This window comes from Micromonospora sp. WMMD1219 (assembly GCF_049315215.1).
Taxonomy (GTDB): domain Bacteria; phylum Actinomycetota; class Actinomycetes; order Mycobacteriales; family Micromonosporaceae; genus Micromonospora; species Micromonospora tulbaghiae.
The window spans coordinates 878,665-905,212 of record NZ_CP186057.1 but is presented as its reverse complement, the minus strand read 5'-3'; the positions used below and the strand labels follow the sequence as shown (position 1 = coordinate 905,212).

Annotated in this window: 27 protein-coding genes and 1 tRNA gene; 11 read left to right on the top strand and 17 right to left on the bottom strand. The window is 70.1% G+C overall.

Going from position 1 to position 26,548, the window contains the following annotated elements:
* The first annotated feature begins 29 nt into the window (after positions 1–29).
* Positions 30–599: a nucleotidyltransferase family protein gene (locus tag ACN27C_RS04310; protein WP_120571805.1), complete on the top strand. Its 570-nt coding sequence runs from the start codon at positions 30–32 to the stop codon at positions 597–599.
* Positions 600–853: 254 nt separating this feature from the next.
* On the opposite strand, the gene ACN27C_RS04305 is transcribed toward ACN27C_RS04310, so the two are convergent.
* Both ACN27C_RS04305 and ACN27C_RS04300 read right to left on the bottom strand, forming a co-directional pair.
* A complete protein-coding gene (locus tag ACN27C_RS04305) occupies positions 854–2,458 on the bottom strand; it encodes a UvrD-helicase domain-containing protein (RefSeq protein ID WP_422751574.1) in 1,605 nt (534 codons plus the stop codon).
* Between the two features lie 53 nt (positions 2,459–2,511).
* Positions 2,512–4,434, bottom strand: coding sequence for an ATP-dependent nuclease (locus ACN27C_RS04300; RefSeq protein WP_120571803.1), 1,923 nt, complete (start codon positions 4,432–4,434; stop codon positions 2,512–2,514).
* A 644-nt stretch (positions 4,435–5,078) separates the two neighbouring features.
* On the opposite strand from ACN27C_RS04300, the gene ACN27C_RS04295 reads away from it, so the two are divergent.
* Positions 5,079–5,151: transfer RNA gene (locus ACN27C_RS04295), tRNA-Arg, on the top strand.
* Positions 5,152–5,376: 225 nt separating this feature from the next.
* Here the strand turns inward: ACN27C_RS04295 and ACN27C_RS04290 are convergent.
* Complete coding sequence (locus ACN27C_RS04290) at positions 5,377–5,658, bottom strand: hypothetical protein (protein ID WP_422750477.1); 282 nt, start codon at positions 5,656–5,658, stop codon at positions 5,377–5,379.
* A gap of 616 nt (positions 5,659–6,274) precedes the next feature.
* On the opposite strand from ACN27C_RS04290, the gene ACN27C_RS04285 reads away from it, so the two are divergent.
* The gene (locus ACN27C_RS04285; RefSeq protein ID WP_121685159.1) at positions 6,275–6,616 is read left to right on the top strand and encodes a hypothetical protein; all 342 of its coding nucleotides are present in this window, start codon (positions 6,275–6,277) and stop codon (positions 6,614–6,616) included.
* On the opposite strand, the gene ACN27C_RS04280 is transcribed toward ACN27C_RS04285, so the two are convergent.
* The 6 genes from ACN27C_RS04280 to ACN27C_RS04255 form a co-directional block, all read right to left on the bottom strand.
* Positions 6,604–6,966, bottom strand: coding sequence for a hypothetical protein (locus ACN27C_RS04280; protein ID WP_422750476.1), 363 nt, complete (start codon positions 6,964–6,966; stop codon positions 6,604–6,606). The two genes, ACN27C_RS04285 and ACN27C_RS04280, sit on opposite strands and share 13 nt — an antisense overlap.
* A 123-nt stretch (positions 6,967–7,089) precedes the next feature.
* Positions 7,090–7,413, bottom strand: a complete 324-nt coding sequence (locus ACN27C_RS04275; protein ID WP_422750475.1) for a hypothetical protein — start codon at positions 7,411–7,413, stop codon at positions 7,090–7,092.
* The gene (locus ACN27C_RS04270; RefSeq protein WP_422750474.1) at positions 7,404–8,180 is read right to left on the bottom strand and encodes an alpha/beta fold hydrolase; all 777 of its coding nucleotides are present in this window, start codon (positions 8,178–8,180) and stop codon (positions 7,404–7,406) included. Before ACN27C_RS04270 ends, ACN27C_RS04275 begins: the two co-directional genes overlap by 10 nt.
* Positions 8,181–8,331: 151 nt before the next feature.
* Complete coding sequence (locus tag ACN27C_RS04265) at positions 8,332–8,994, bottom strand: DUF6882 domain-containing protein (RefSeq protein ID WP_422750473.1); 663 nt, start codon at positions 8,992–8,994, stop codon at positions 8,332–8,334.
* Between the two features lie 74 nt (positions 8,995–9,068).
* Entirely contained in the window at positions 9,069–9,242 is a 174-nt protein-coding gene (locus tag ACN27C_RS04260) for a hypothetical protein (RefSeq protein WP_013283846.1), read from the bottom strand.
* Between the two features lie 288 nt (positions 9,243–9,530).
* Entirely contained in the window at positions 9,531–10,616 is a 1,086-nt protein-coding gene (locus ACN27C_RS04255) for a family 43 glycosylhydrolase (protein ID WP_422750472.1), read from the bottom strand.
* A 229-nt stretch (positions 10,617–10,845) separates the two neighbouring features.
* Between ACN27C_RS04255 and ACN27C_RS04250 the strand changes: the two genes are divergently transcribed.
* Both ACN27C_RS04250 and ACN27C_RS04245 read left to right on the top strand, forming a co-directional pair.
* Complete coding sequence (locus tag ACN27C_RS04250) at positions 10,846–11,622, top strand: HAD-IIB family hydrolase (RefSeq protein WP_064447558.1); 777 nt, start codon at positions 10,846–10,848, stop codon at positions 11,620–11,622.
* Positions 11,623–11,742: 120 nt separating this feature from the next.
* Positions 11,743–13,530 carry an adenylyl cyclase gene (locus tag ACN27C_RS04245; RefSeq protein WP_422750471.1) on the top strand — a complete coding sequence of 596 codons (1,788 nt, stop codon included), beginning with the start codon at positions 11,743–11,745 and terminating at the stop codon, positions 13,528–13,530.
* A gap of 47 nt (positions 13,531–13,577) precedes the next feature.
* On the opposite strand, the gene ACN27C_RS04240 is transcribed toward ACN27C_RS04245, so the two are convergent.
* The 3 genes from ACN27C_RS04240 to ACN27C_RS04230 all read right to left on the bottom strand — a co-directional run bounded on the left by ACN27C_RS04240 (position 13,578) and on the right by ACN27C_RS04230 (position 16,232).
* Positions 13,578–14,168 (bottom strand): ATP-dependent Clp protease proteolytic subunit, encoded by a 591-nt coding sequence (locus tag ACN27C_RS04240; RefSeq protein WP_018788935.1) that lies wholly within the window; start codon positions 14,166–14,168, stop codon positions 13,578–13,580.
* Positions 14,169–14,293: 125 nt separating this feature from the next.
* On the bottom strand, positions 14,294–14,935 hold the full coding sequence (locus tag ACN27C_RS04235) for a helix-turn-helix domain-containing protein (protein ID WP_064447751.1): 642 nt from the start codon (positions 14,933–14,935) through the stop codon (positions 14,294–14,296).
* Positions 14,936–15,041: 106 nt separating this feature from the next.
* Positions 15,042–16,232 carry a hypothetical protein gene (locus ACN27C_RS04230; RefSeq protein WP_162959174.1) on the bottom strand — a complete coding sequence of 397 codons (1,191 nt, stop codon included), beginning with the start codon at positions 16,230–16,232 and terminating at the stop codon, positions 15,042–15,044.
* Between the two features lie 176 nt (positions 16,233–16,408).
* Between ACN27C_RS04230 and ACN27C_RS04225 the strand changes: the two genes are divergently transcribed.
* On the top strand, positions 16,409–17,422 hold the full coding sequence (locus ACN27C_RS04225) for a potassium channel family protein (RefSeq protein ID WP_064447562.1): 1,014 nt from the start codon (positions 16,409–16,411) through the stop codon (positions 17,420–17,422).
* A gap of 22 nt (positions 17,423–17,444) precedes the next feature.
* On the opposite strand, the gene ACN27C_RS04220 is transcribed toward ACN27C_RS04225, so the two are convergent.
* A complete protein-coding gene (locus ACN27C_RS04220) occupies positions 17,445–17,927 on the bottom strand; it encodes a MarR family winged helix-turn-helix transcriptional regulator (RefSeq protein WP_231915576.1) in 483 nt (160 codons plus the stop codon).
* A gap of 86 nt (positions 17,928–18,013) precedes the next feature.
* On the opposite strand from ACN27C_RS04220, the gene ACN27C_RS04215 reads away from it, so the two are divergent.
* Positions 18,014–18,661, top strand: a complete 648-nt coding sequence (locus tag ACN27C_RS04215) for an FMN-dependent NADH-azoreductase (protein ID WP_120571794.1) — start codon at positions 18,014–18,016, stop codon at positions 18,659–18,661.
* Between the two features lie 79 nt (positions 18,662–18,740).
* Here ACN27C_RS04215 and ACN27C_RS04210 read toward each other — a convergent pair whose 3' ends face one another.
* The 3 genes from ACN27C_RS04210 to ACN27C_RS04200 all read right to left on the bottom strand — a co-directional run bounded on the left by ACN27C_RS04210 (position 18,741) and on the right by ACN27C_RS04200 (position 23,224).
* On the bottom strand, positions 18,741–19,775 hold the full coding sequence (locus ACN27C_RS04210) for a 2-oxoacid:ferredoxin oxidoreductase subunit beta (protein ID WP_064447565.1): 1,035 nt from the start codon (positions 19,773–19,775) through the stop codon (positions 18,741–18,743).
* Positions 19,768–21,615, bottom strand: a complete 1,848-nt coding sequence (locus ACN27C_RS04205) for a 2-oxoacid:acceptor oxidoreductase subunit alpha (RefSeq protein WP_064447566.1) — start codon at positions 21,613–21,615, stop codon at positions 19,768–19,770. Before ACN27C_RS04205 ends, ACN27C_RS04210 begins: the two co-directional genes overlap by 8 nt.
* Positions 21,616–21,811: 196 nt before the next feature.
* Positions 21,812–23,224, bottom strand: a complete 1,413-nt coding sequence (locus ACN27C_RS04200; RefSeq protein ID WP_422750470.1) for a hypothetical protein — start codon at positions 23,222–23,224, stop codon at positions 21,812–21,814.
* A 124-nt stretch (positions 23,225–23,348) separates the two neighbouring features.
* On the opposite strand from ACN27C_RS04200, the gene ACN27C_RS04195 reads away from it, so the two are divergent.
* Positions 23,349–23,726, top strand: coding sequence for an NADH-quinone oxidoreductase subunit A (locus ACN27C_RS04195; RefSeq protein ID WP_013473888.1), 378 nt, complete (start codon positions 23,349–23,351; stop codon positions 23,724–23,726).
* Positions 23,727–23,744: 18 nt separating this feature from the next.
* On the opposite strand, the gene folP is transcribed toward ACN27C_RS04195, so the two are convergent.
* Positions 23,745–24,614 (bottom strand): dihydropteroate synthase, encoded by an 870-nt coding sequence (gene folP, locus ACN27C_RS04190; RefSeq protein ID WP_120573992.1) that lies wholly within the window; start codon positions 24,612–24,614, stop codon positions 23,745–23,747.
* Positions 24,615–24,766: 152 nt separating this feature from the next.
* On the opposite strand from folP, the gene ACN27C_RS04185 reads away from it, so the two are divergent.
* Genes ACN27C_RS04185 through ACN27C_RS04175 form a run of 3 tightly spaced genes read left to right on the top strand, consistent with a single transcriptional unit; the run spans position 24,767 to position 26,523 of the window.
* Positions 24,767–25,405, top strand: coding sequence for a DivIVA domain-containing protein (locus ACN27C_RS04185; protein WP_421499656.1), 639 nt, complete (start codon positions 24,767–24,769; stop codon positions 25,403–25,405).
* Complete coding sequence (locus tag ACN27C_RS04180; RefSeq protein WP_421499657.1) at positions 25,402–25,902, top strand: SRPBCC family protein; 501 nt, start codon at positions 25,402–25,404, stop codon at positions 25,900–25,902. The genes ACN27C_RS04185 and ACN27C_RS04180 overlap by 4 nt, the downstream gene beginning before the upstream one ends.
* Before the next feature lie 36 nt (positions 25,903–25,938).
* Positions 25,939–26,523, top strand: a complete 585-nt coding sequence (locus ACN27C_RS04175) for a DNA-3-methyladenine glycosylase I (protein WP_422750469.1) — start codon at positions 25,939–25,941, stop codon at positions 26,521–26,523.
* The last annotated feature ends 25 nt before the right edge of the window (positions 26,524–26,548 follow it).

Genomic DNA, 26,548 nt, shown 5'->3' with positions numbered 1-26,548 from the left:
GAATCCAACAGCGACAATCAGGGGAAACGATGCGAGAAGAAGAACTGCGGGACCTGGTCCTGCGCAGCCCATGGATGATCCGGGCGCTGGGCGTCGTCCGGGACTCCGGCCTGCCGGACGCCTGGATCGGCGCCGGCGCCATCCGCGACCTCGTCTGGGGCGAACGATACGGCGACGGCTTCGACCCGTCATCGGTGCGGGACGTCGACGTCGTCTTCCACGACCCGACGGACCTGAGCCGCGACAACGACGACCGGGCCACCCGGCGGCTGGTGGCGGCCTGGCCGAATCCGCCGTGGGAGGCAAAGAACCAGGCCGCGGTGCACACCTGGTACCCGGCCAAGTTCGGCTGCGGCCCGGTGGCCGCGTTGCACACCATCGCTGACGCGGTCGCCACCTGGCCCGAGTACGCCACCGCCGTGGCCGTACGCCTCGACACGCACGACCAGATCACGGTGTGCGCGCCGCACGGCCTCAACGACCTGCTCGACGGGGTGTGGCGGCGCAACCCGAGCAGGGCCAGCCCCGAGATCTCCTGGCAGCGACTCGCCCGTCACCGCCCCACCGAACGCTGGCCCGGCGTGCGCGTCGTCACCTGAGCCGGCGTTCGAAGCCCGTGGAGGGTTGCCGCCGAGGCCTGCGACCTTGGGTCTGGAGAGTTCCGTACCGAACCCGGTTAGCGTTAGTCGCAACTCCGGCAGCGGCAAGACGACTGCCCGGGTGGACTGTGGCTCGCATGGCACCATCATCGCGGCTAGATGCGCGTACGAGGAAACCCGTTCAACGAGACAAACCGACCCTCGAAACCGTCGGCCTAGCCGGCTGCGGAAGCGCGTGTCGGCGCCCTCCACCGCTAATCCTCCTGAGCAAAGGCCAACAGTCTTGTGTGCGGAGAGCGCCACTCATCCCATCTCCTTGTGGCCGCCTCTGGTCGTTCGCGGCGTTCGGTGTAGGTCATTACGAGATGGCGCTTTGCGCGGGATATCGCCACGAAGAACTCGGACATGACCGTTGTGGTGTCGCTGCCCCAGAAGAGTTGTTCCTCCACACCGAGGACTACGACTTTCTCAAATTCCAAGCCCTTGCATTTGTGGATGGTCAAGAAGCGGATTGCGTCCACTTCAGATAGCCGTCGGAGCGCTTGAACGGCGTCTCCGTCAATGGCAAGTTCTCTGCTGAAAGCATCAAGTGCCTGCTCGATCAGGTCGTCGAGCCGTTTGCCCTGCTGGTACCCGGGTGATAGGGCGGTCAGTACCGGTCGTGACACCAGCTTCAGGAACTCATCGACGAGGTGCCTCCACGCCGCAGGCTGGTCTGCCTTGAACGCGGGATCACGGACGTTCGCGCGGGCTATGTGGAGCGTCCGCTTCAGCTGGCTGTCGAACCGTGCGGCCTCATCCTCGGATGCGCTCATGTGGTTCGCCATCCGCATGAGTTCGGTGTACGCGTCAGGTTGGTGGTCGTCGGCCACTATCCGGATGAAGTTCAATACGAGCGCGGCTGCTGGCTCTGCGGTGAGGTCCTGGCTCTCCTGCTCGTTGCGGAACGGGATACTACGGTTTGTGAGCTCGCCACCAAGTGTCGATGCGACTAGGTGTGGCTGCTGACGCACGAGGACGGCGATCTCGTCCGGTGCTACGCCTTCCTTAAGCCAGCCTTCGATGAGGTCCGCCACGCTCTTTGCTTCGTCGTAGTCGGTGTCGAAGGGGAGTACTTCGATGACGCCGTCGTCGCCAACCAGATCCTCGGCCGGGCTGACCGCCGAGGGATCCATTTGTGCGATCATCCGGTTCTGCATTCGTCGTAGGCGGGGTGCAGATCGGCGATTCTGATAGAGCGGAAGCGGCCTGGCGGAGAAGTCCTCGGCGAAGGTCTTCAGCACTCCGTCCAGCGCACCAGCCCAGACCATGATTCGCTGCTTCGTGTCGCCGACGGCCGTCAGGACAGCCGCTGACTCGCCGAACGCAGCCTTGATTAGTCGATATTGCTGCCCGGTGCAGTCTTGAAACTCGTCGAGGAAGACGTGGCTATATGTCTGGCGGATGCCTCTTCGGGCGTAGGCGTTGGTCTCGACGATCTCCAGCGCTAGCGGCACCAGGTCGGCGAAGGTGATCTGCTTCCGAGCTACGCGGGTGTCAGGATCGATCCGATAGTCCCGGTCCAGAACGTTCTGCCCGGTGAGCGCGGCCCGGAAGTTATCGATCAGACGCTTGGCAAAGGCGTGGAAGGTGAGGCTGTCGAACCGAGCCGCGAATTGTGGGCCGGAACGACCACGGACCCGCTCGCGTAGATTGCGGGCGGCGTCGACCTTGAACGAGACTGCCAGAATGCGGCGCGGGTAGGGGCACTGTCCGGTGCGCAGTACAAAGTCCGCTCGTTGTGCGAGCAGCTCGGTCTTCCCCGCGCCTGGCCCAGCCGTGACAACCACGTTCTCGTCCGACATCGTGGCGGCCGTCATCGCGTTCGGTTCGAGGACCAGGCCGTCGACAGGATGCCACTGCTCGGGCCGCATCATTCCGGCAGCCCGGCAAGGCTCGCGCGCACGTGCTCCACCAGCCGCTGGAGAACCTCGGGCAGCCCCTCCAACAACTCCTCGTCACTCAGATCCGCAAGAGCGGCCAGGTGGGTAGCAGGCTTGCTTGCGAGGTCGAACTTGTCGTGGTAGTCGTCGAAGAGTTGGAGAGCGTCGTCGGGAAGGCGGTTTTCGTTCTTATGGCTCTTTCCGAGCACAGCCACGATGGTCTTCTCGTCCGGGTCGGTCGGATCGATGTCGTAGGCATCGGGGTATGCCTCCAACATCATGAGATCAAGATCAACCGGGTGGGAGAAGAAGACGCCCCGCCGCTCCAGAGACCAGATTGATCCGCGCCCTTCTTTGAAAACGGGGAAGTCGCGGTCGTCGTCCCATTTGGGGAGGGCATCGATCTTGTCCTCGGGGTAGGTCCCTGGCCGAACCTTGTTGAACTGTTTCCGGGCGTTGCGAACCCGACCCCATCCGCCGTGGTAGCGGCCGCTGTCGAGGTCAAGCAGTGTGGCATGTGGGATCTGTAGCTCGTTGAGCAGTCGCCAGAAGTGATTGACGTGCCGGCCACCCAACGGGACCACCGATACGGACGCGTCGTCCTCGGCGATGCCGGCCGCTGCCAGGACTCGGGGCAAGACCACCTGCTCGCTGTCACCCTCGCCGAGCACCACGTACCGAGAGAAGTACAACTCGGGGTATGCCTGAACTGCCTCCCGAACGTACTTGGCGGCGTCCTCGTCGTCGGCGGGAAGGACGATGCGGCGCACGGTCGTTTCCCGGGCCGCGTTCAGCCGCAGGAAACAGATCGAGTGGGGATCGACTCGACGCAGGAGTGTGGGCGCGTGCGTGGCGATGAGTGATTGGACGTCCCCGTGCGAGCTGGCACTGCGCAGTTGACGGATGATCCGACCGAGATACTGCGGTGCGAGGCTGTTCTCGGGTTCCTCTAGGGCGATGACTGTGTGCACAGGCGGACGCAGGCGGTCTGGGTCGAGGGAAGTCTCGGCGCCGCTGAGTACCCGCCTGGCCAGGGACTGCCAGGCGAGCACGAGTGAGATGTAGAGCAAGGACTTCTGTCCGTCGCTCAGCCGCTCGAAGAGTAGCGGCGCTCCGTGGTGTGAGGGCGAGAACGTCACGGTGAGCTGGCGCAGCACCCCCTCCAGATCGCCCTGTCCAAAGGCGATCGACGGATCTTTGAAGTAGGCGCCGTTATGAAGGCCCCGCCACTCGCCGGTCAGCTGAACTCCGACACCGGTCACCGCGGGGTTGGCGGCGAGCGACGCGGTGATCTGATCAGCGAGTTCGCTCAGCGTCTCCCGTTCCGTCGTCCAGTCGGCGGCTCGCAGGATGCGCCCGATGAGCGAGGCCGTCGTGTACGAGATGTGGTCGGCCGGGTCGCGACGGGCAGGCAGATAGTGCACCTCGATGTGCCTGCGGTCATAGCGCGACATCTCGGCTCGCCGGGTGGGCTCACCAGCATCGTCCGCGTCCAGCACGTACTCGATCTTCTCGTCGATGACGCCGTCCGCCGCGAGCGAGGCCGTCAGGCGCACACGGATCCGCGGAACGCCCTCCGCCTTGTCGATCGCCATGTGTGAGAAGTTGGGAGGAACGGAAGCGTGCTGCCCATCGGCCCCCGCTTCTGGAAACTCAACATCGACCTCCAGCCACAGGGCAGGCTCGCCGCTCTGCACCTCGCTCGCGCGTTTGTCGATCGGCACATGAAAGTCCTCGAGGCGAATCTTGCGCTTGGCTTCGAGCGGGCTGAACAAACGTGAAAGCGCTTCAAGGACGGTGGTCTTGCCGGAACCGTTGGGGCCGAGAATATAAGTCAGTTCGCCGAGATCGATCGCCGTCGGTTCCGGACCGAAGGACTGGAAGTTGCTCAACCGCAACGTCGTGATCTTCATCGGCGCTCGTTCGCCTTCCTCGCTGCACCAGTGCTCATGACGGCCCCCGCCGGGTCGCTCTGACGTTGCACGCCGCGCAGCCAAACCGCACGCTCCGCGACGGCGCGCAATATCACCCTGGCATACCGAGCCTTCGATTGCCTTCCGGGGTAGGTGGCCGGGCCACAGCAGTGAGTCGTCGCCGCGCTAGGTCGCGGCTCATCGACCTCGATTCCAGATTCAGTCCGATCAAATTGCCTCGCAAGAACGCCACACCTGGCGCTCCGCTCGACATGACCAAGTGCAGTCAACTCGGCATGAGCGGACGCTCGGCGGGAACCGTTGTAGGCGGTATCACGGCAGAGTCCAAGCGCCCCGGCGTGAGCGCTCCGTGGTCCTCCGGCGGCGACGCCGAAGGTGGGTACATGGACGGAACGTTGTTGATCTCCGATGATGTGCGCGGTGCGTGCTCTCCAGCGGATGCCAACCCGGGTGAACCGGTGCCATCACGGGTCAACGCGGCCGACCGCCAGTCGCAAACCGGGGTTCGTGTGCTCGAGCTGTGGTCCTGGGCTGGGAGAACGGCGGTCCGGGGAACGTGGGTGAACGTGGGCCACTCCCTGCCACCCCAGGTGAACCGCCAGGTCGCTAGACTAGGCGCTCGCGCCCTCGTAGCTCAGGGGATAGAGCATCGGTTTCCTAAACCGTGTGTCGCAGGTTCGAATCCTGCCGGGGGCACCTCGAAGACCAGCCAGAACGCCACCTGAACAGCGGATACGCTCCCGCGTCGATCGATCGGCCGGTTCAGCCGGATGTCACCCGTAGCCGCCGTTTGCAGCCCTCCGTGCAAAATACGTGCAATGATCTTGGGTCCTTGAGCGGCCATGTTTCCCCATCTCAAAGCCGCTGCAACGCGGAAGGGCCGAAGCGTCGCCACGGCCCCGCGCATCCCACCAGCGATCATCATCGGCTCAGCGCCGCCTCGATTCGCTCGTTCATCCTGCTGCGGTCCCCGTCGAGGCACTTCGCGTACACCTTGAGCAGCACGTCGACCGAATGCCTGGCCCGCTGCGCAACCTCCGGCGCCGGCAACCCGGCGTTGAGCCAGAGCTGCCTCCGGCCGGCATCGGCCGGCACGGCGGGCCGATCGTTCGACTGGTCAGCATCGGCGGTGCCATCACCGTAGTTCGGGCGACGTCCGCGGATCGTGAAGGCTCCGGCGTAGCAGGACGGCGTCCAGGGCATCAACGAGGGCGCGCACTTCACTCCCGGCGTGCGGTGGAAGCATCATCACGACGTCTTCGAGCAGGTCGCGGGACCAGCCCGCACCGCAGCAGGAACAGGTGAACTCGGCCTCCCACTGCTTCCACGAACGTCGGATCCGACGTACGTGCACGGACCAGACGTTGATTGCCGCAGCCACGGCCCCTGGCATCAGTCGCGCGCCTTCGAGCTGCCGAATCGCCGCGTTGGTTGCTCCGGACAGGCTGGCAGTGCTGCGATAGCGCACCCACGGTCGTCGCCAGGTCCGCTCCCGCAATCGAAGCGATGCTGGTCTTCTACGCGGCATAGCCCCTTCGAGTAGCGTTCATGTCGACATCCTGTCAGCCGTACACGGCCATCGTCAGGCCGTGACGATCGCGAGGGTGGCTGGACACCGCCGAGGATGGGGCGATCGCTGCCGCGCCGCTTCGCGGTTTGCCATCGGGTACCGGGCGCCAGGTGGGCGGTGAGCCGTACCGCCGGACGACCGCGCGCCCATGCGCAGCCGCGCCAGCTACATGCCAGTAGCCGGTGTTCCAGATGGTCTGCCGGAGGGCATGCGTGTCGACCCGTCAGCGGCCCAGGAGAGAATCGCTCGATGACGATCGTCGAGCCGCCGCAGGTAGTTACAGAGAAGGCCGTCTTGCAACTCCTGCACCTAGCCTTCCTGGAGATCCGGCTCTACACGGCTCCGGTGGACGACGACCAGGCGTTGGAGACCTTGCTGAAGCGGCGTAAACAGATCAACGAACTCGCCGACCTGTGCCATGGGCTACCCGGTTGTGTTGCTCCCGAGCGGCGGCATCTGGTGAGCGACAACTTGAGGTACCTGTGGCGCACCTCCTCTGCTCGGAAGCAGCAGTGGATGCGTTCCCGTTGGGATCACCTCGGCTACGACCACCGTTGGCTCACGGACTCGGATGCACCTCACGAGGACTGAACCTGCGTTTGATGTTTCTGATCCACGCCAATGCACGCGAGGACTGACGCCGCGTCGGCCGCCAGGAGGAGCTGGAAATAGTAGGGAGGGTCGAGCTGCGTCACCCCGCCAAGTCGCACAGGCTGTTCACCAAGCGCATGGAGCGTCTCGACAGCCGCCGCGATCCCGAGCGTCGGAATGCCTCGATCCCTGGTAATCGCCTCCCGCCCTCGGTACGTGGACGCAAGGTTGTTGGCGGGGACCACGCCGTCCCAGATGCGGAACGACGCTCCCCGATCGAGGGCTTCACGACACGCCCTGATGACTGGGCTCTCGTCAGCAAGCAGAGACGTCAACTCATCGCGCTCCACGCAACGACGGTACAGCCGTCCCGTACCGCCGAGCCGTCCCACTGAGTCAGGCCCTGGCCGACAATTGACCAGGAGGAGCGTCATTGCGAGATGACCTGGTGCCGGCTGGCAGAATCTCCGCGGTCAATCTCCGTTGAACAGGATCTGTCGGTGGTGGGGGCGTCGGGGCGCGGCCTCTAGGAGCGATGCGAGCTGAAGTATGGCCTGAGCGGCTGCACGCACGCTGTCATCCGTGGACCGCTCAATGATCGATTGAAGTTCGGTTGTCAGCATGGCCGTCTGGCGGCTGTTGAACCACGTGTCGTCGTAGGGATCGACTCCGCAGAGCAACGGGTAGCGGGACGGCTCCGATGCAGCCAGGGAGCAGAGAGACGCGACGCCGGCGGCGTCCGTAAGTTGCTCTACGACGACACCGCTGTATTCCCGGACCTGCACACTCATTCCCACGGCCTCATCGTGCCGGACAAGAAGGCGCGAACAGTGGCGGCGAACTGTGTTAGGGCGTCGTGATGCACCACATGACCGGCCGGCAGTTCGGCAAGGCGAGCGTGGCCGGCGCGACGGGCGATCATCTCGCGAGCGTGGCCGGCTGCCAGTTCATCGCTACGCGTTCCACGAATCAGGAGAGTCGGGCAGCTCACCGAAACCCAGTCCTTCCAGTGGTCACCGCTGAGTGCCTTCTGAGATCCCACCGTGTCGTCGATGTCGAATGAGAAGCCCCAGCCGTCGTCGGACTGGCGGAAGGAACATTCGAGGTAGGGTGCCGCCGCGCCCAGGGCCGCGGCCAGTGCGTCGCGGGTTGGCGCGTGGCGGGGGAGGCTGGTCGTGAACGACCAATCGACGTCTACGACCGCGCCGGCATCCTCGACGATGAGCGCGGTGACCCGGTCGGGGTACCGCCCGGCGTACTGATAGGCGTTCACTCCGCCGAGCGAGTGGCCCAGCACCGCCGCAGGGCCGACCTTCAAGTGCTGGTGGAACGCGGCGACGTCGGATATGTAGTCGTCACGCTCGTAGCTCTCGGCACGGTCCGACGCTCCGTGTCCGCGCTGATCGAGTGCGATTACCCGCCAGTGGGGTGCCAGCGCCTGGGCCAGCGGGGCGAATGCCGACGCTTCGTTGTAGTGCCCGTGAAGAGCCAGGAGCGGGGCACCCGATCCACCGAAGTCCAGATAGGAGAACCTTCGGCTCTCAATCGCGAAAAACCCACGCATGGCCTGGGATGCTAGCCCCGGTCGTTGTCGGCGGTCGGGGCGGCGTGAGCGGTTGGTCGCTGTGCCCGTTGCGTCCCAGGCGGTAGGTGTGACGGCGGTCAGCTGTTGGGCGTGTGCCAGGTTCGAAGCCTGCCGGGGCGCCGGATTCCGCCTACGGGCTGACCGTTCCCGACAGGTTGCTGACCCGGCCCATCGCGTCGAAGTCGACACGCAGGACCGATCCGCCCCGATCCTGCGCCGTCACCGACATCGGCGCCCGATCCAACCGCCACCCCTGCTGGTGCAGGAACGACTCGACGGCGACGCGGTGTTCCACCGGGAAGGACTGAAGCACCTGCGTCAGTACGGTCAGCACCCGCTCCGGCCGGACCGGCGCGGTGATCTGTGGCGGGGCGTCGTCGAGGTGGAAGAAGACCGCGCCGCCGTCGTACGGCCCGCGGTAGTAGCAGCGGCCGGTCAGGCCGGACGCCAGCAGGGCGAGGCGGTGTCCGTCGGCACGCTGGAGCGGGAACGTGGGCGTGGTGAGTTCGGCGACGCCCTGCCGGTGCCCGTACTCGCGGAGCCAGCCGGCGAGATGGATGAGCGCCGGCGGGAGGTTGCTGGCCCCGTTGGCCCAGGCCCACAGCCAGGTGCCGTCGTCGTGGCTCTCGGTACCGAGGAGCTGGATGCGGTACCGCAGGTCGGTCCCGAACGTCACTGTGCCGTCGGGCAGGTCGAGCTGCCAGTCGCGTTCGCCGAGCAGGTCGGCCAGCGCCAACTGGCGGGCCAGGCCGGTGCCGACATGTTCGGCGAAGAGTCGATCAAACGTCGGCATCGCAGCAGTGTGCCAGACCTTCGGGTACGGGGCGGCCCCGCGTCCGGCCGGAGCCGGAGCGCGGGGCCGGCGGGTCAGCGGACCAGCGCTGCCACCAGCGTCCCGATGCAGGCGACGACGGCGGCGATGATCGGACTGAGCGTCTTGATGTACGCCAGGATGAGCCGGTGCCGGTCGGTCGGCTCGGCAACGGTTTCGTCCTCGTCCTCTGGTGTCTCGAAGTCTGACCCGTGAGGGATTACAGTCAACGTGACTCCTTCCGTTGCAGCGGTGGAGTCGAATGCGGCGTCCGGTGGCAGCCGGGCGCCGCCCTCTGTGTGAGGCGGCGCAGTACCGTTCGACGGTTCGAGCATGCTCCCGGCGGACAGCTAGCACAAGAGTGGGCAATTCACTGTCGGGTACCTGACAAGCAGATGCATCGCATCGAGAAAATTTCGGTGCCATCTCTTGCCAAATGCAATTTTCCGTGAAGCAGTTCAACCGAGCGTGACCACACCGAAGCACATGGTGAGCAGGCGTGCCGTCGGGCGCACCGGCTACGAGACGAGGAAACCGGTGGAGGGGCGGGTCAGGACGCCGGTCATCGGGAAGCGGGTGGAGCCGTTCCACCAGTGCCACACCACGCGCTCGCTTCCGTCGGCGGCGGCGAAGACGTCCATCCCGCCGGGGCCCTGGTGGTTGCCGGGCAGGCCGCGGATCGGGTTGAGGCCGGCGCTGCCGGTGAAGCCGAAGAGGGGCCGGGACACGCCTTCACGGATGGGGGTGCAGCGTGAACCGGGGAGAGGGCTGGCGCCGCAGCGGGCGATGCCGGTGGCGTAGCGCGCGCTGTCCCAGTTGTTGCCCGAGTACATGAGGTACCAGTCCCCGTCGGCGGCCTTCCACATCGACGGGTTCTCCACCACGTGCGTACCGCCGCTGGTCTTGGCGGTGTCCCAGGTGATGTCGGTGCTCTTGAGCATGTCCCGGCGGGTGTCCCAGATCGCGCGGCCCTCGCCGTCGGTGCGGACGGTGGAGATGCCGGTCTCGGCGCCGGAGGCGATGGCGTCGTCCCGGTAGGTGACGTACAGGTTCCCGCCGGCCACGAAGGGGTTGGCGTCGAGCGCCCACCGGCCGGCGTCCGGGCAGGCCCACTCGCCCTGGTTCTGGAAGGGGCCGCGGGCGCTGTCGGAGATCGCTCGTCCGATGCACTTCTGGCCGGTGCCCTTGCGGGAGGCGGTGTAGAACATGAAGAACCGGCTGCCGAACTGCGCGACGCCGGGGGCCCAGACCGCGCCGCCGGGCTCGGCCCAGGCGCCCGGGCCGGACGGCAGGGCGTCGTGCGACGCGCAGTTCGCCATGCCCACGCTGTTGCCGGAGCCGTGGACGAGGACCGGTACGTAAAGCCTGCCGGTCGCGCTGCAGCGCGCGCCGGTCCCGGCGCCGACAGTGGTGCCGTAGGTGACGTACGAGCCGTCCTTCGCCAGCAGGGTGTCCGGGTCGGCCAGCGGGAAGGTGGACGAGTCGGCCAGCGTGGACAGGTCGCCGGTGGGTGCGGCGGCGGCGGGTGCCACCGCCGCCGCGGTGACCACCAGGGAGGCCGCGGCGAGGGTGACGAGCCCTCCGCGCGTTCGAAGGAATTTCACCGGCACTCCTTGATTGATGAAGGTAATTATCAGGGAAACGGTATCGACGGTCAGCGATGCCGTCAACGGGAGAGCGTGGGGGTCTGAGCGCGGGAAGCGGGGTCGCCCGGAGGCCTGCCGCGTTACGCTCCGTCGAGGGGACGTGTCACCCGCCGGGCCCTCAGGCCGGTGCCAGAACCCGTCGGTACCCTGGCAGGTCCTGGCCTGTCCGCGACGACATGAGGTATTCGTGAACGATCTTCGAGTGGTGGCGTTCGATCTCGACGACACCCTGGCGATTTCCAAGTCCCAGATCGATCGTCGGATGGCGGAGTTGCTCGGCCACCTGCTCACCGAGGTGGACGTGCTGGTCATCTCCGGTGGCCGGTTCGAGCAGTTCCAGTCGCAGGTGCTCGCCCACCTCGACCTCACCGAGGAGCAGCGCGACCGGCTGCACCTGATGCCGACCTGCGGCACCCGCTACTACCGCTGGTCCGACGGGGACTGGCGGCAGGTCTACGCGGAGGACCTGACCGAGGCCGACAAGGCCCGTGTCGTCGCCGCGCTGACCGAGTCGGCGCAGGCGCTGGGTCTGTGGGAGGCGAAGACCTGGGGCGACATCATCGAGGACCGGGGCAGCCAGATCACGTTCTCTGCGCTGGGGCAGTCCGCCCCGCCGGCCGAGAAGTACGGCTGGGATCCGGACGGCGACAAGAAGCGGCGGCTGCGGGACGCGGTCGCGGCGAAGCTGCCCGACCTGGAGGTACGCGGCGGCGGGTCGACCTCGATCGACGTGACCCGCAAGGGCGTGGACAAGGCGTACGGCATGCGGAAGCTGCTGGAACACCTGGACCTGAAGATCGACAACGTGCTCTTCGTGGGTGACCGCCTGGACGTGGGTGGCAACGACTACCCGGTCAAGGCGATGGGCATCCGTAGCGTCGCGGTCACCCGCTGGGAGGAGACCGCCGACTACGTCGAGAAGCTCGTCGACGACCTGGTGAGGCAGCGCGCCGAGCGCGCCTGAGCGCAGCTCGACCCAGAGCCCGCCGGTTCCGGAACCGGCGGGCTCTGGCGGTATCGACGGTGATGAGGTAGGAACAGCCGAGAGAGCGCTCTCCCGTCCCATCACCGAACAGGCAGGCAGATGCGATCACCCGACCCCTCCCGCCGCCGTTTCCTCACGCTCACCGCCTCCGCGGCCTCGCTCACCGCCCTCGGCCTCCCGGCCGGCGCCGCCACCGCGTCCCCGGCCGCGCGCCCCGCCCGCGAGCCCGACTTCGGCCCCAACGTCTTCGTGTACGACCCCAGCACGCCGGTCGAGGAGATCCAGTCCACGCTGGACCGGCTGTTCACCGCCCAGGAACGCAACGAGATGGGCTTCGACAGGTACGCCGTGCTGTTCAAGCCCGGCCGCTACGAGGTGGACGCCCGGCTCGGCTACTACACGACAGTCGCCGGTCTCGGCGCGCACCCGGACGACGTGGAGATCCACGGCGCGGTCCGGGTGGTCGGTCAGCCCGACCCGAACTCGCCCGCCGGCATCTCCGCGCTGACCAACTTCTGGCGTTCGGCGGAGAACCTCGCGGTCACCCCGACCGACTGGTCGAACCAATGGGCCGTCTCCCAGGCGTCGCCGATGCGCCGCGTACACGTCAAGGGCGTGCTGTGGCTGGAACCCGGCAACGGCGGCTACTCCAGCGGCGGCTACATCGCCGACTCCAAGGTGGACGGCATCACCATCAACGGCTCCCAGCAGCAGTGGCTCACCCGCGACAGCGAACTCGGCGGCGAGTGGACCAACGGCGTGTGGAACCAGGTCTTCTCCGGCGTGATCGGCGCGCCCGCGCAGGGCTTCCCCGACCCGCCGTACACCACGCTGCCGACCAGCCCGGTGACCCGGGAGAAGCCGTACCTGTTCGTCGACGCCCGCGGGGCCTGGCGGGTGGCCGTACCGCGCCTGCGCCGCGACACCGCCGGCACCACCTGGGCCACCGGGGGCGCGCCGGTGCCGTCGCTGCCGCTGTCCGCGTTCTTCCTGGCCCGGCCCACCGACTCGGCGAAGCGGATCAACGCGGAACTGGCCCGGGGCCGGCACCTGCTGCTCACCCCCGGCGTCTACCACCTGGACCGGGCCCTGCGGGTACGCCGCCCGGACACCGTCGTGCTCGGCCTCGGCATGCCGAGCCTGGTGCCGGACCGCGGGGACGCGGCGCTGCGGATCGAGGACGTGGACGGGGTCCGCATCGCCGGGGTGCTCGTGGACGCCGGGCCGGTCGAGTCGCCGGTGCTGGTCGAGGTCGGTGCGCGGCACTGCCACCGGTCGCACGCCACGAACCCGATCTCGCTCCAGGACGTCTTCTTCCGCATCGGCGGCCCGTACGCCGGGCGCGCGGTGACCAGCCTGGTGGTGAACAGCCGGCACACGCTCGTGGACAACATCTGGGCCTGGCGCGGCGACCACGGCCGGGCCGGCACGATCGGCTGGACCGTGAACACCGCCGCCACCGGCGTGATCGTCAACGGCGACGACGTGACCGCGTACGGGCTGTTCGTCGAGCACTACCAGCGCTGGCAGACGATCTGGAACGGCGAGCGCGGCCGGACCGTGTTCTACCAGAGCGAGCTGCCCTACGACCCGCCGAGCCAGGCGGCCTGGCGCAGCCCGACCGGCAACGGCTGGGCCTCGTACAAGGTGGCCGACCACGTCCGCACGCACGAGGCGTGGGGGCTCGGCGTCTACTCGTACTTCAACCAGGGCGTCGACATCCGCTGCGACCGGGGGATCGAGGCGCCGCGCCGCGCCGGGGTGCGGTTCCACGACGCGATCACCGTGTTCCTGGACGGCAGCGGCGGCATCGAGCGCACGATCAACGAGATCGGCACGCCTGTCGTCGGCTCGTACGGCACCAGCCCGGTGATCAGCTACCCCTGACCGCGAGGGCGGCCCGGCCGGTGCGGGACCGGCCGGGCCGCGCCCGCTCACGCCGCGAGCTGGTCGACGCGGGTGAGCACCTGGTCGACGAGTCCGTACTCGCGGGCCTGCTCGGCGGTGAACCAGCGGTCGCGGTCCCAGTCGCGCTGGATCTCCTCCAGCGTGCGCCCGCTGTGTCGAGCGATCAGCTCCTGCATGGTGCGCTTGACGTGCAGCATGTTCTCGGCCTGGATGGTGATGTCCGCGGCGGTGCCGCCCATCCCGCCGGACGGCTGGTGCATCATGATCCGCGAGTGCGGCAGCGCGAACCGCTTGCCCGCCGCGCCGGCGCAGAGCAGGAACTGTCCCATCGACCCGGCCATCCCGAGCGCCAGCGTCGCCACGTCGTTCTTGACGTACCGCATGGTGTCGTAGACGGCCATGCCCGCGCTGACCGAACCGCCGGGCGAGTTGATGTAGAGGAAGATGTCGCGCTCGGCGTCCTCGGCCGCGAGGAGCAGGATCTGCGCGCAGATCTGGTTGGCCGACGCGTCGGTGACCTCGGTGCCGAGGAAGATGATCCGCTCCTTCAGCAACCGTTCGAAGACCCGGTCGCCGAACGCCGGCTGCCCCTCGTCGAGCATCCAGATGCCACCCATCGCCGCCACCTCCGTGCCGCCGGTGGGCGGGGGACCGCCCGGGAACCCGGCGGTCTCCAGCGTCCGCCGGGCGCACCCGTGCGAACCAGGCTTTCTGCCCGCGGCAGATCCGCCGTGAGCAGAAGCTACGCGGCGACCGGCCGCCGCCGGCCGGCGCGGGCCCGCCGCCGGGCCAGCGTGACGGAGGTACGCGGACGGGGGCGGACGGCCGGGGCGGAGGGAGCCGGCCAGATCCGGATGCCGCCGGCGAACCCGATCGGCGTGGCGGCGTCGAACGCGGGACCGAGCGGCGCCGGCCCGAGATCCACCGGCCGCAGCACGCCGCCCAGCAGCGGCATGGCGGTGACCGGGCGGCGGGCGACGTGCGGCCGGAGCGAGACGGCGGGCCGCCGGGTCACGGGCGGCCGGGGTGACACGGCCGGGCGGCGCGTGACGGACAGCCGGGGAGGGCCGACCCGCAGGTGTGGCCCGGTGCGGGCGGACGGCACCCGGTCGAACCGGGCCGCCGAGATGCCGGGGCCGACCGGGGTCGGACGCTCCCGGCGCAGCTCGTCGCGGGCCTCTTCGAGCAGGTCGGCGAGATGGATGCCGAGCGCGCGGCAGATCGCGGCCAGCACCTCGGAGGAGGCCTCCTTGCGGCCGCGTTCGACCTCGGAGAGATAGGGCAGGGAGACGCCGGCGGCCTGGGCCACCTCGCGCAGCGTGCGGCCCTGGCGCAGGCGGATGCGCCGGAGCACCCCGCCGATCACGCGTCGCAGCAACGACATGCCGGCCTCCTCGCGGTCGGGCGTCCCGGACGTCTCCATCATGCCCCGTCCACGCGCCCGGCACCTGCCCGGTCGGCCCCCGTGGTACCGACCGGGCCGGCGTGGATCAACGCCAGACGACCGCGCGGGAGTGCCAGCTCGGCGAGGTGAAGTAGGCCAGACCGACGATCAGGCCGGGGTCGTTGACGTTGATCGCGATGCTGCTCACCGCCCCGTCCGGCATCGGCAGCAGCTGGGACTCGGCGGTGGGTGAGGGCCAGATCATCGCCCGGCTCGTGGTGCCGTCGGTGCCGATCACCAGGCCCGAGTCGTTCACCGCCTGCGCCGTCGGGGATTCCGCGCCGGTGGCCAGCCGGTGCATCGTCGTACCGTCCCAGAAGAAGGCGGCGAACCGGCCGTCCGCGGTCCAGCTCGTGCCGACCACCTGACCGAGGTCGTTGATGCCGGTCGCGTCGCTCGTGGGTCCGCCCAGGGTGCCCAGCGACCGCAGGACGCCGTCGCGCCAGACGAATGCCTGGTTGACGAAGGGCGGATCGGTCCAGTCCTTGTAGCCGTAGGTGCCCGCGACGGTGCCGGCCTCGTTCACCGCGAGCGCGCTCGCACCCGGCGGGGCGTGGATGGTGATCTCGGTGTTCCCGGTCCGGACGAACGGCCGCCGCCCGGAGAAGCTGTCGGTGACGTGGTAGACGCCGACCACCCGGTCGCCCGCCGTGTCGTACGCGATGGAGAAGATGCCCCCGGTCAGGCCGAGATCCTGGATCTTCCCGTCCACCCAGGCCACGGCATGGCTGCTGCCGTCGGCCGCCTGGGCGGTGCCCACGATGCGCCCCCGCTCGTCGATCGCCTCGGCCTGGCTGTTCGGCCCGCCCAGCGTCCCCAGATCCTCGATCTGCCCGTCCACCCAGCGCACCGCGTGCCAGTAGCCGCTTGCCACCTGCGCCGACCCGACAACCACCCCGGCGCTGTTGACGTCCGACGCCGAGCTGCCCCCGCCGAGTGTCGGCAGCAGCACGGCCGTCCGCTTCGCCGTCGGCATCGGCGCCGGCGTGGTACCGGTGGGCGACGGTGAGGCGGTCGGCGTCGCCGTGGCCGTCGGTGTCGGTACGGCGGTCGGCGTCGGCGAGGCGGTCGGTCGTGGGGAGAAGGTCGGCGAGGGGACGACGGTGGGCTTCGGCCGGGTGGGCCGGGCCGTCCCGGGTGGGCGGTCCCCGGGCCGGTTCGCCACAGCGGGCGGCGCCCCGGCGACCACCATCCCGACTGCCACGGCAAGCGCGGCCAATGCCATGCGTGTACGCATCCGACGTCCCCTCGTCACGATCGGTGAGTCATCAGTCTCACCCGTGGGCGCGTCGATGGATCTGACGAAATCCTTACCGCTCGCGGGCCGCAGCGGCACCCGGCCCAGCCAGCCGTCTCGCGGCGTAACCGCTATCTTGAGGGCGTGCAGGCGACAGTGGCGGAGCAGGACCGACGGTGATCCATTTTCCCGCGCAACGGCGGGGGCCGCTGAGCGCGCTGAGCCTGCGCCTGCTCGCCGCCCTCGGCCTGGTCTTCGCCACCGTGGCGGTGGTCTGGCTGGACCGCGACGGCTACCGCGACGTGGACGAGAGCGGCCTGAGCCTGCTCGACTGCTTCTACTACGTGGTGGTCTCGCTCTCCACCACCGGGTACGGCGACATCACCCCGGTCAGTTCGTCGGCGCGGCTGGCGAACGTCCTGTTCATCACTCCCGCCCGGGTGCTGTTCCTGATCATCCTGGTCGGCACCACCCTGGAAGTCCTGACCGAGCAGTACCGCACCGGCCGTCGCCTGTCGCGGTGGAGGAGAACCGTGAAGGACCACGTCATCATCTGCGGCTACGGCACCAAGGGCCGCAGCGCGGTCTCCGCCCTGCTGGAGAACGGTACGGACAAGTCCAAGATCGTGGTGGTCGAGCGGAGCGGGCCGGCGCTGCGGCAGGCCACCTCCAACGGGCTGGTGACGATCGAGGGCTCGGCGACCCGCTCGTCGGTGCTGGAGCAGGCGCACGTCCGTACCGCGAAGTCGGTCATCATCGCGACCGACAGCGACGACGCCTCGGTGCTGGTGGCGCTCACGGTCCGGCAGCTCACCGCCGGTCAGGTCCGCATCATCGCGGCGGTCCGGGAGGCGGAGAACGCGCCGCTGCTCAAGCAGAGCGGGGCGCACCACGTGATCGTGTCGTCGGCGACGGCCGGGCGGCTGCTCGGCCTGTCGACCTCGGCCCCGCCCCTGATCGACGTGGTGGAGGATCTGCTCACCCCGGGTCAGGGCATGGCGCTGGCCATGCGGTCGGCCGAGCGCGACGAGGTGGGCCGCTCACCGCGTGAGCTGGAGTCGCTCGTCATCGCGCTGGTCCGCCGGGGCAAGGTGGTCACGCTCAACGACCGTGCGGGCGCGGTGATCGAGACCGGCGACATGCTCGTCCACGTCCGGGACGACCGGCCGCAGGCCACCTCCGCGATCTGACCCGGCCCGCCGGGCCGCCCGGTCAGCAGGCGCCCGGACCGCCTTCCGCGATCACTTCGCCGCAGGTCGACGACCGGCCCTGGGTGGCCCGGCGCAGCAGGTCGTAGAGCAGGTCCCGTTCGCCGGGGGCCAGCGCGCCGAGGACGTCCTCCTCCGCGCCGGCGAGCGCGCACTCGGCCTCGCGTAGTCGCTTCGTGCCCGCGTCGGTGAGGCGTACCTCGTGCCGGCGGCGGTCCTCCGGCGAGCGGCGGCGCTCGGCCAGGCCGTCCGACTCCAGGTCGTTGAGCAGCCCGACCACGTTCGTGCTGTCGATCTGGAGCGTGCCGGCCAGCGCCTGCTGGCTGATGCCGCCGGAGTCGCGCAGCACGGTGAGCGCCACCAGGTGGCGGGGGCGCAGGCCCAGCGGGGCCAGCACCGACTCCGAGCGCAGCCGCATCCGCCGGGCCAGGTGGTCGAGCAGGGGCCCGGAACGGCGCTCGGACTCCTCGGCCGGTGCGGCGGACATGTGACCCAGTTTACGCGCTCCGAGGAACATCGACCTGCTATAAATAGTTGGTTCTACACGAACGATCGTCGGAGGAGGAATCACCAATGGCACACCTACTGCACATCGACTCCAGCATCACCGGGGAGCGGTCGATCAGCCGGCGGCTCACCGCCCGCGCCGCCGCCGCCTGGCGCGCCGCCCACCCGGACGGCACTGTCACCTACCGCGACCTGGGTCAGAACCCGCTGCCGCACCTGAACACCGCCAGCGGTCTCGCGCGCATGGTGCCGCCGGATCAGCACACCCCCGAGCAGCAGGCTTCCTGGCAGCTGACCCAGGAGGTGGTGGCCGAGGTGAAGCAGGCCGACACGGTCCTGCTCGGGCTCCCGCTCTACAACTACGGCCCGCCCAGCAGCGTGAAGTCCTGGGTCGACCACCTGATCGCCCCCGGCATCGCGTACGACCCGGTGACGAACGCCGGTCTGCTCGGCGACCGCCAGTTCGTCGTCCTGGTCAGCCGCGGCGGCGGGTACGGCCCGGGCACCCCGCGCGAGGGCTGGGACCACGCCGAACCGTGGCTGCCGCACGGCCTCTCCCTGACCGGGCTGGACCCGCGGTTCATCTGCGCCGAGCTGACCCTGGCCCCGGTCAACCCGGCGATGGCCGAGCTGATCCCGCTGTTCGAGCAGAGCCTCGCCGCGGCCGAGCGGGCCGTCGACGAGCTGTGGGTGCCCGCCTCGGCGGCCGCCTGACCGGGCCGCGTCACACGCGAGGGGCGGGCCGTTCCGCGGGGGAACGGCCCGCCCCTTCGCGTGACAGGTCAGCGGTGGATCAGAGGATCGTCCAGGTGTCGCCGCTGCCGAGCAGCGCCGCGAGCTGCTGCTCCGGGGTCTTGTCCACGCCCGCCTTGGCCGCCGCGACCTGCTCCTGCACCACGCTGTCGTAGGAAGGGCGGTCCACCGACCGGAACACCCCGATCGGGGTGTTGCTCAGGTCCAGGCCGGGCAGCCGGGACAGCGCGAAGGCGTACGCCGGGTCGGCCACGCCCGCGTCGTGCACGACGATCTCCTCGGCCGGCGTGTTCGCGGTCTCCCGGACCTCCAGCCCGAAGCCGCCCGGCGGGTGGACGACGCAGAACTGCCCGTCCTTGCCGAACGTGATCGGCTGCCCGTGCTCCAGCCGGATCAGGAAGTCGTCCCGGGTGGCCGGCTCCTTCAGCGGGTCGAACGCGCCGTCGTTGAAGATGTTGCAGTTCTGGTAGATCTCCACGAACGCCGAACCCTCGTGCTGGGCGGCGGCCCGCAGCACCGACTGGAGGTGCTTGCGGTCCGAGTCGATCGTCCGGGCCACGAACGTGGCCTCGGCGCCGAGCGCCAGCGACAGCGGGTTGAACGGGGCGTCCGCCGAGCCGACCGGCGTCGACTTGGTGATCTTGCCGACCTCGGAGGTCGGCGAGTACTGGCCCTTGGTCAGCCCGTAGATCCGGTTGTTGAACAGCAGGATCTTCAGGTTCACGTTGCGGCGCAGCGCGTGGATCAGGTGGTTGCCGCCGATGGAGAGCGCATCGCCGTCACCGGTGACCACCCAGACCGACAGGTCCGGCCGGGACACCGACAGGCCGGTGGCGATCGCCGGGGCCCGGCCGTGGATCGAGTGCATCCCGTACGTGTTCATGTAGTACGGGAAGCGCGACGAGCAGCCGATGCCCGAGACGAAGACGATGTTCTCCCGGGGGATGTTCAGCTCCGGCATGAAGCCCTGCACGGCCGCCAGGATGGCGTAGTCACCGCAACCGGGGCACCAGCGCACCTCCTGGTCGGACTTGAAGTCCTTGGCGGTGAGCTTGAGGGCGACGGGCTCAGACATTCTTCAGGACCTCTTCCAGCATCGTCTCCAGCTCGGCGGCGGTGAACGGCAGGCCGCGGACCTGGTTGTAGCCGATCGCGTCGACCAGGTACTTCGCCCGGATCACGTGGGCGAGCTGGCCGAGGTTCATCTCCGGCACGACCACCTTGTCGTAGCGGCCCAGCACCTCGCCGAGGTTCGCCGGCATCGGGGCCAGGTGCCGCAGGTGGGCCTGGGCCACCGAGAGCCCGCGCTGGCGCAGGCCACGGCAGGCGGCGCCGATCGGCCCGTACGTCGAGCCCCAGCCGAGCACCAGCACCCGGGCGTCGCCGTCCGGGTCCTCGACCTCGACGTCCGGCACCGGGATGGTCTCGATGCGGGCCGCCCGGGTCCGCACCATGAAGTCGTGGTTGGCCGGGTCGTACGAGATGTCGCCGGTCTTGTCGGCCTTCTCCAGGCCGCCGATCCGGTGCTCCAGACCGGCCGTGCCGGGCACCGCCCACGGGCGGGCCAGCGTCTGCGGATCCCGCAGGTACGGCAGGAACGTGGTGCCGTCCTCACCGTTGGGCTGCGTGGCGAACTCGACCCGCAGGTCGGGCAGCGACTCCACGTCCGGCAGCAGCCACGGCTCCGAGCCGTTGGCGACGTAGTTGTCCGACAGCAGGATCACCGGCGTGCGATAGGTGAGCGCGATCCGGGCCGCCTCCAGCGCCGCGTGGAAGCAGTCCGACGGGGACTTCGGCGCGACCACCGCCACCGGGGCCTCGCCGTGCCGGCCGTACAGCGCCATGTTCAGGTCGGCCTGCTCGGTCTTGGTGGGCATACCCGTCGACGGCCCGGCCCGCTGCACGTCGACGATGACCAGCGGCAGCTCCAGCGCCACCGCCAGGGAGATCGTCTCGCTCTTGAGCGCCACGCCCGGGCCGCTGGTGGTGGTGATGCCGAGCGCGCCGCCGTACGAGGCGCCCAGCGCCGCGCCGACCGCCGCGATCTCGTCCTCGGCCTGCATGGTGACCACGCCGAACTTCTTGTGCTTGCTCAGCTCGTGCAGGATGTCCGAGGCCGGCGTGATCGGGTACGCGCCGAGGAACACCGGCAGCCCGGAACGCACCCCGGCGGCCACCAGGCCCAGCGACAGCGCCGCGTTGCCGGTGATGTTCCGGTAGGTGCCCGGGAGCATCTTGGCCGGCTTGACCTCGTACCGGACGGAGAAGTCCTCGGTGGTCTCGCCGAAGTTCCAGCCGGCCCGGAACGCGGCCACGTTCGCCGCCACCAGCTCGGGACGGGCCGCGAACTTGCGCTCCAGGAAGCGCAGCGTGGACTCGTACGGGCGGGAGTACATCCAGCTCAGCAGCCCGAGCGCGAACATGTTCTTGGCCCGCTCGGCGTCCTTCTTGGACACGTCGAGCTCGGCCAGCGCGCCGATCGTCATCGAGGTGAGCGCCACCGGGTGCACCGCGTACCCGGCGAGCGAGTCGTCGTCGAGCGGGCTGGTCGCGTAGCCGACCTTGGCCAGGTTGCGCCGGGTGAACTCGTCGGTGTTGACGATGATGTCCGCCCCGCGCGGCAGGTCGGCCAGGTTGGCCTTCAACGCGGCCGGGTTCATCGCCACCAGCACGTTCGGCGCGTCACCCGGCGTCAGGATGTCGTAGTCGGCGAAGTGCACCTGGAAGCTCGACACGCCGGGCAGGGTGCCGGCGGGAGCGCGGATCTCGGCGGGGAAGTTGGGCAACGTCGAGATGTCGTTGCCCAGCTGCGCCGTCTCCGAGGTGAACCGGTCGCCGGTGAGCTGCATGCCGTCGCCGGAGTCACCGGCGAACCGGATGACCACCCGGTCCAGCTGACGGATCTGCTTGGTCACACCCGCACCTCGCTTAACTGAGCGCCGTCGCCCTCGCCGGCCCGGCCCGCTCCGATTCTCACGTCAGAGCCTACGTCGCCACGTTAGGGCCACCTTGGTCGAGGTCCGACGTATGGGACTGGATCGGGCCGCTGTATGCCCTGCTTTGCAGCGTTTAGTACCTGGGCCCGTAACCCAGATCACCACATATCCATGATCACCGGTCGGTGATCGGACGGTCCGGTGCGGTGATGTCGCTGCGGCGGCGCAGTGAACGGGTCGCCAGCGTCAGCGCGAGCACGACCAGGAGACCGGACACGGCGATCAACGCGACGGCCGTCCGCCGGGTCGAGGTGCCGTCCCCGTCCCGTTCGCCGGCGGCGACGAGCACGCCCTGCGAGCCGGTCGGGGCCGGCGCCCCGCCGGGCGGGGCGGTGTCCGCCGCCGCCGCGCTGATCCGGAAGCTCATCTGCACCTGCCGGTCCCGCCCGCTGCGCGGGTCGAGCCGGCCGATCACCGCGCCGGACAGGGGCGCCCGCCGCTGGGCCTCCGCCGAGGCGGCGAGCGTCAGCCGTATGGTCGCGGTCCGCCCGGCCGCCAGTACGCCCAGTTCGCAGCGGGTCCGGTCGGGGGAGACCGGGGCGCAGCCGCCCTGGGCGCCGGCCACGGTCACCCCTTCGGGCAGGAGCACCTCGATCCGGCCGGCCGCGTCGACCCTGCCGGTGTTGCCGAGCCGGACGGTGAGCGTGCTGGGCGCGCCGCTGATGTCGAACAGCACCTCGTCGGCGCGCAGCGAGATGCCGGGCACCGGCGGCCCGGGCGGGAACAGCACCGCGAAGCCCTCGTCGTCGTACGCCGCACCGGTCACACCGGGCGCGACGGCGGTGACCTGGACCGATCCGGCCAGCGGCATGGTCCGCCAGGCGTCGCCGTCGATCCGGACCCGGATGGTCGTGCTGAACCGGGCGCCCGGCTCCGCGTCCCACCCGACGCAGCTGTGGTTGCCGCCACCGGCCGGCTCGCAGCCCGGGGTGCCCGCGTCGGTCAGCCCGGGCGGCAGCGTGTAGCCCAGGCTGATCCGCTCCGCCCGCCCGCCGGTGTTGGTCACCGTCACCCGCAGCGTGGCCACCGTGGCGTCGGCGTTCCAGTAGGCCGGCGTGAGGACCACGTCCTCGGTGTTCACGCGTACCCCCAGAGGGCCGCCGGCCGGCTGGGCCGGTGGTGGCGGCGGGGTCTTGACCGGCGGCACGACCGGCGGGGGCGCCGGTGCCGTGGTGGCCGGCGCGGCGGTGGTCGGTGCCGGTTCGGCGGGCGCGCTCGTCGGCGGCGGGGCCGGCGAGGTGGTGACCGGCGCCGGGGGCGTGGTCGGAGGCGGTGGCGGCTCGGTGGGCGGCGGGGCCGGCGCGGTGGTCGTCGGCTCGCCGGTGGGGGCGGGCTGGGTCGGCTCGCCGCCGGGGTCGCCGCCCGGCTCCACGGGTTCGATCACCTGGAGCGCGGCGGCCGGCCCCGGGTGTGCGACGGCTCCGGCCGGCGCCACCGCCACCAGCGCCGCGACGAGCGCGGGCGCCAGCAGCGCGAGGGTACGGCGGAGCGCGACCCGCTGAACGGGCGCAACGCGGGGGCGGGCCATCTGTCCTCCGGACGATCAACGAGATCCCATTATTCGGTGATACTTGCCATCAAGCACTAGTCCTGCGAGGAAACGAATTCGTAACGTGTCCGGGACATCTGGACGGGACCGGTACGCTCCGGTCGTGACCGGATATCTCGGCTCGTACGCCACGCTCGGTCTGCTGCTGCTCGCCGCCGTGCTCTTCTTCGTGACGGCGTTCTCCGCGAACCGGGTGTTACGTCCGAGCCGGCCGGCCGAGCCGTGGGGCAAGCGGGCCACGTACGAGTGCGGTCTCGACCCGGTCGGCGGCGACTGGGCCCAGATGCAGATCCGCTACTACGTCTACGCGTATCTCTACGTGCTCTTCGCGGTCGAGGCGGTCTTCCTGTTCCCCTGGGCGCTGGTCTTCGACCGGCCCGGTTTCGGCGCCACCACCGTCGTGGAGATGGGTGTCTTCGTGGCGATCGTCGCGCTCGGCATCCTCTACGCCTGGCGGCGCGGCGTCCTGCGCTGGACCTGACGGCGTCGGACCGGCCCGTCAGGCGAGCCCGCGCCGGGTCGCCGCCGGCGGCCGGTCGCCCCGGATCGACGCCACCATGTCCAGCACCCGCCGGGTCTCGCGGACCTGGTGGGCGCGGAACACCCGGGCGCCGAGCCAGGCCGACACCGCCGTGGCGGCGAGCGTCCCCTCCAGCCGCTCGGGCACCGGCAGGTCGAGCGTCTCGCCGATGAAGTCCTTGTTCGACAGGGCCACCAGCAGCGGCCAGCCGGTGTCGGTCAGCTCCGCCAGCCGCCGGGTGATCTCCAGGGAGTGCCGGGTGTTCTTGCCGAAGTCGTGCGCCGGATCGATCAGGATGCCGTCCCGGCGCACACCCAGCCCGACCGCGCGTTCGGCCAGCCCGGTCACCGTGCCGACCACGTCGGCCACCACGTCGTCGAAGGCGGCCCGGTGCGGCCGGGTACGCGGGGCGAGCCCGCCCGCGTGCGAGCAGACCAGCCCGGCGCCGGTCGCCGCGGCGACCCGGGCCAGCGCCGGGTCCGCCCCCGACCAGGTGTCGTTGAGCAGGTCCGCGCCGGCCGCGACCGCCTCCACGGCCACCTCGGCACGCCAGGTGTCGATGGAGACGACCACGTCGGGGAAGGCGGACCGGACCGCGGCGATGGTGTCCACCGTCCGCCGGATCTCCTCGGCCACGTCGACCTCGTCGCCCGGCCCGGCCTTCACACCGCCGATGTCGATGATCTCGGCGCCCTCGTCGACCGCGCGTTCCACCGCGCGCAGCGCGCTGTCCTGGGCGAAGGTGGCGCCCCGGTCGAAGAACGAGTCCGGGGTGCGGTTGACGATCGCCATCACCACCAGCTCACCGGGGCCGAACGTCCGTCCGCCCAGCCGCAACGCCCCGGTCATGCCCGCCTCCTCGCCGCCGGACCGCACCGGCCGGTCCGACGCTATCCGGTCCCGCCCGCGCCGCCCGTGCCGGTCCCGTGCGCCGGACGCATTTACGGACCGGACGTCTCGGAGGGCTCGCCCGATCCCGGCCCGCATGCCACGATCTGTGCATGGGTGAGGTTCTGCTCCTCTTGGTCGTCGCGCTGACCGTCGCGGCTGTGGTGTTCGGGGTGACGGTGCTGGTCTCCGGCAAGGATCCGGGCCTCACACCGGCCGAGCCGGACGGGCGGGCCGTGCCGCTGCCCGGCAGCCGTCCGCTCGACGAGTCGGACGTGTCCGACGTCCGCTTCGACACGGCGTTGCGCGGCTACCGGATGAGCCAGGTCGACGCGGCGCTGCGCCGGGCGGCGTACGACATCGGCTACAAGACCGAGCTGATCGGCGTCCTGGAGGCGGAGAACGCGGCTCTGCGGGACGGGCGTACCGAGGACGCCGACGCGCTGCGCCGGGCGCGCGAGGAGGCCGCCGCGACCCGCCCCGAGACCGAGCAGGCGCCCGACCCGTCCACCTCCGAGCCGGTCGTGATCGACCTGTCCGCGCCGGAGCCGCCGGCCCGCACCGGCACCGACCGGCCGGTCCGCGGCGAGGCCGACGGGCAGCCGGGGCGCGCGCCGGCCGAGGCGGGCGTGGCGGAGGCTCCGGCCGCTGCGGCGACCGAGGACACCGTCTCCCCGGCGAACGGGATCGCGGCCGGGCCCGCCGACGACGACCGGGAGCGCGGTTCGGTGGTCCGCTCGGAGTCGGCGTGACCGGCACCGGCCGGCCGGCCGACGACTTCACCGACGCGTCCCGCCGCGGCGCCGCCGAGGTCACCGCCACGGTGATCGTCGACGCCCCGGCCGACCGCGTGTTCGCCGCGCTCACCGCGTGGGAGCGGCAGTCGGACTGGATCCCGCTGACCCGGGTCCGGGTGGTCGAGGGCGACGGCGGCGAGGGCAGCCTGGTCGAGGCGGTCACCGCGCTCGGTCCGGCCGTGCTCCGCGACGAGATGCGGGTGGTCCGGGTCGACGCGCCGTACGAGGTCGGCGTGGTGCACTGCGGCAAGCTGCTGCGCGGCCCCGGCGTGCTGCGCTGCACCCCGATGGACCGCGACCGCACGCAGGTGGTCTGGCACGAGTGGTTCCACCTGCCGGGCGGGCCGGCCGGCCGGGTGGCGTGGCCGGTGCTCTGGCCCGGCTCGAAGTTCAGCCTCACGCAGGCGCTGAAGAAGTTCGCCCGGCTGGTCGAGCAGGGCCGCCTGCCCTGACCGGGGTTGTCGGTGGGCTGGCCTACCGTGGACGCCGTGACTGACCTGGTGACCGGCGCCGACGGGCTGCCGCGCTGCGCGTGGGGGGCGAGCACCCCCGACTATGCCGTCTACCACGACGAGGAGTGGGGCCGGCCGCTGCGCGGCGACGACGCGCTCTACGAGCGGCTGACGCTGGAGGCGTTCCAGTCCGGCCTGTCCTGGCTGACCATCCTGCGCAAGCGGCAGGCGTTCCGGGACGCCTTCGCCGGCTTCCGGATCGACGCGGTGGCCCGCTACGGCGAGGCCGACGTGACCCGGCTGATGGCCGACGCCGGGATCGTCCGCAACCGGGCCAAGATCGAGGCGGCGATCGCGAACGCCCGGGCCGCGTCGGAGCTGCCCGAGGGACTCTCGGCGCTGCTCTGGTCCTTCGCGCCCCCACCCCGGTCGGCACGTCCCCGGTCCTTCACCGAGGTGCCGGCCACCAGCCCGGAGTCGGTGGCGATGGCCAAGGCGCTCAAGAAGCGGGGCTTCCGGTTCGTCGGCCCCACGACCGCCTACGCGCTGATGCAGGCCACCGGCATGGTCGACGACCACCTGGCCGACTGCCACGTGAGCGGTGACCGGGCCGGGGTGTGACGGAGCGCCCCACCTCCGGCGTGAT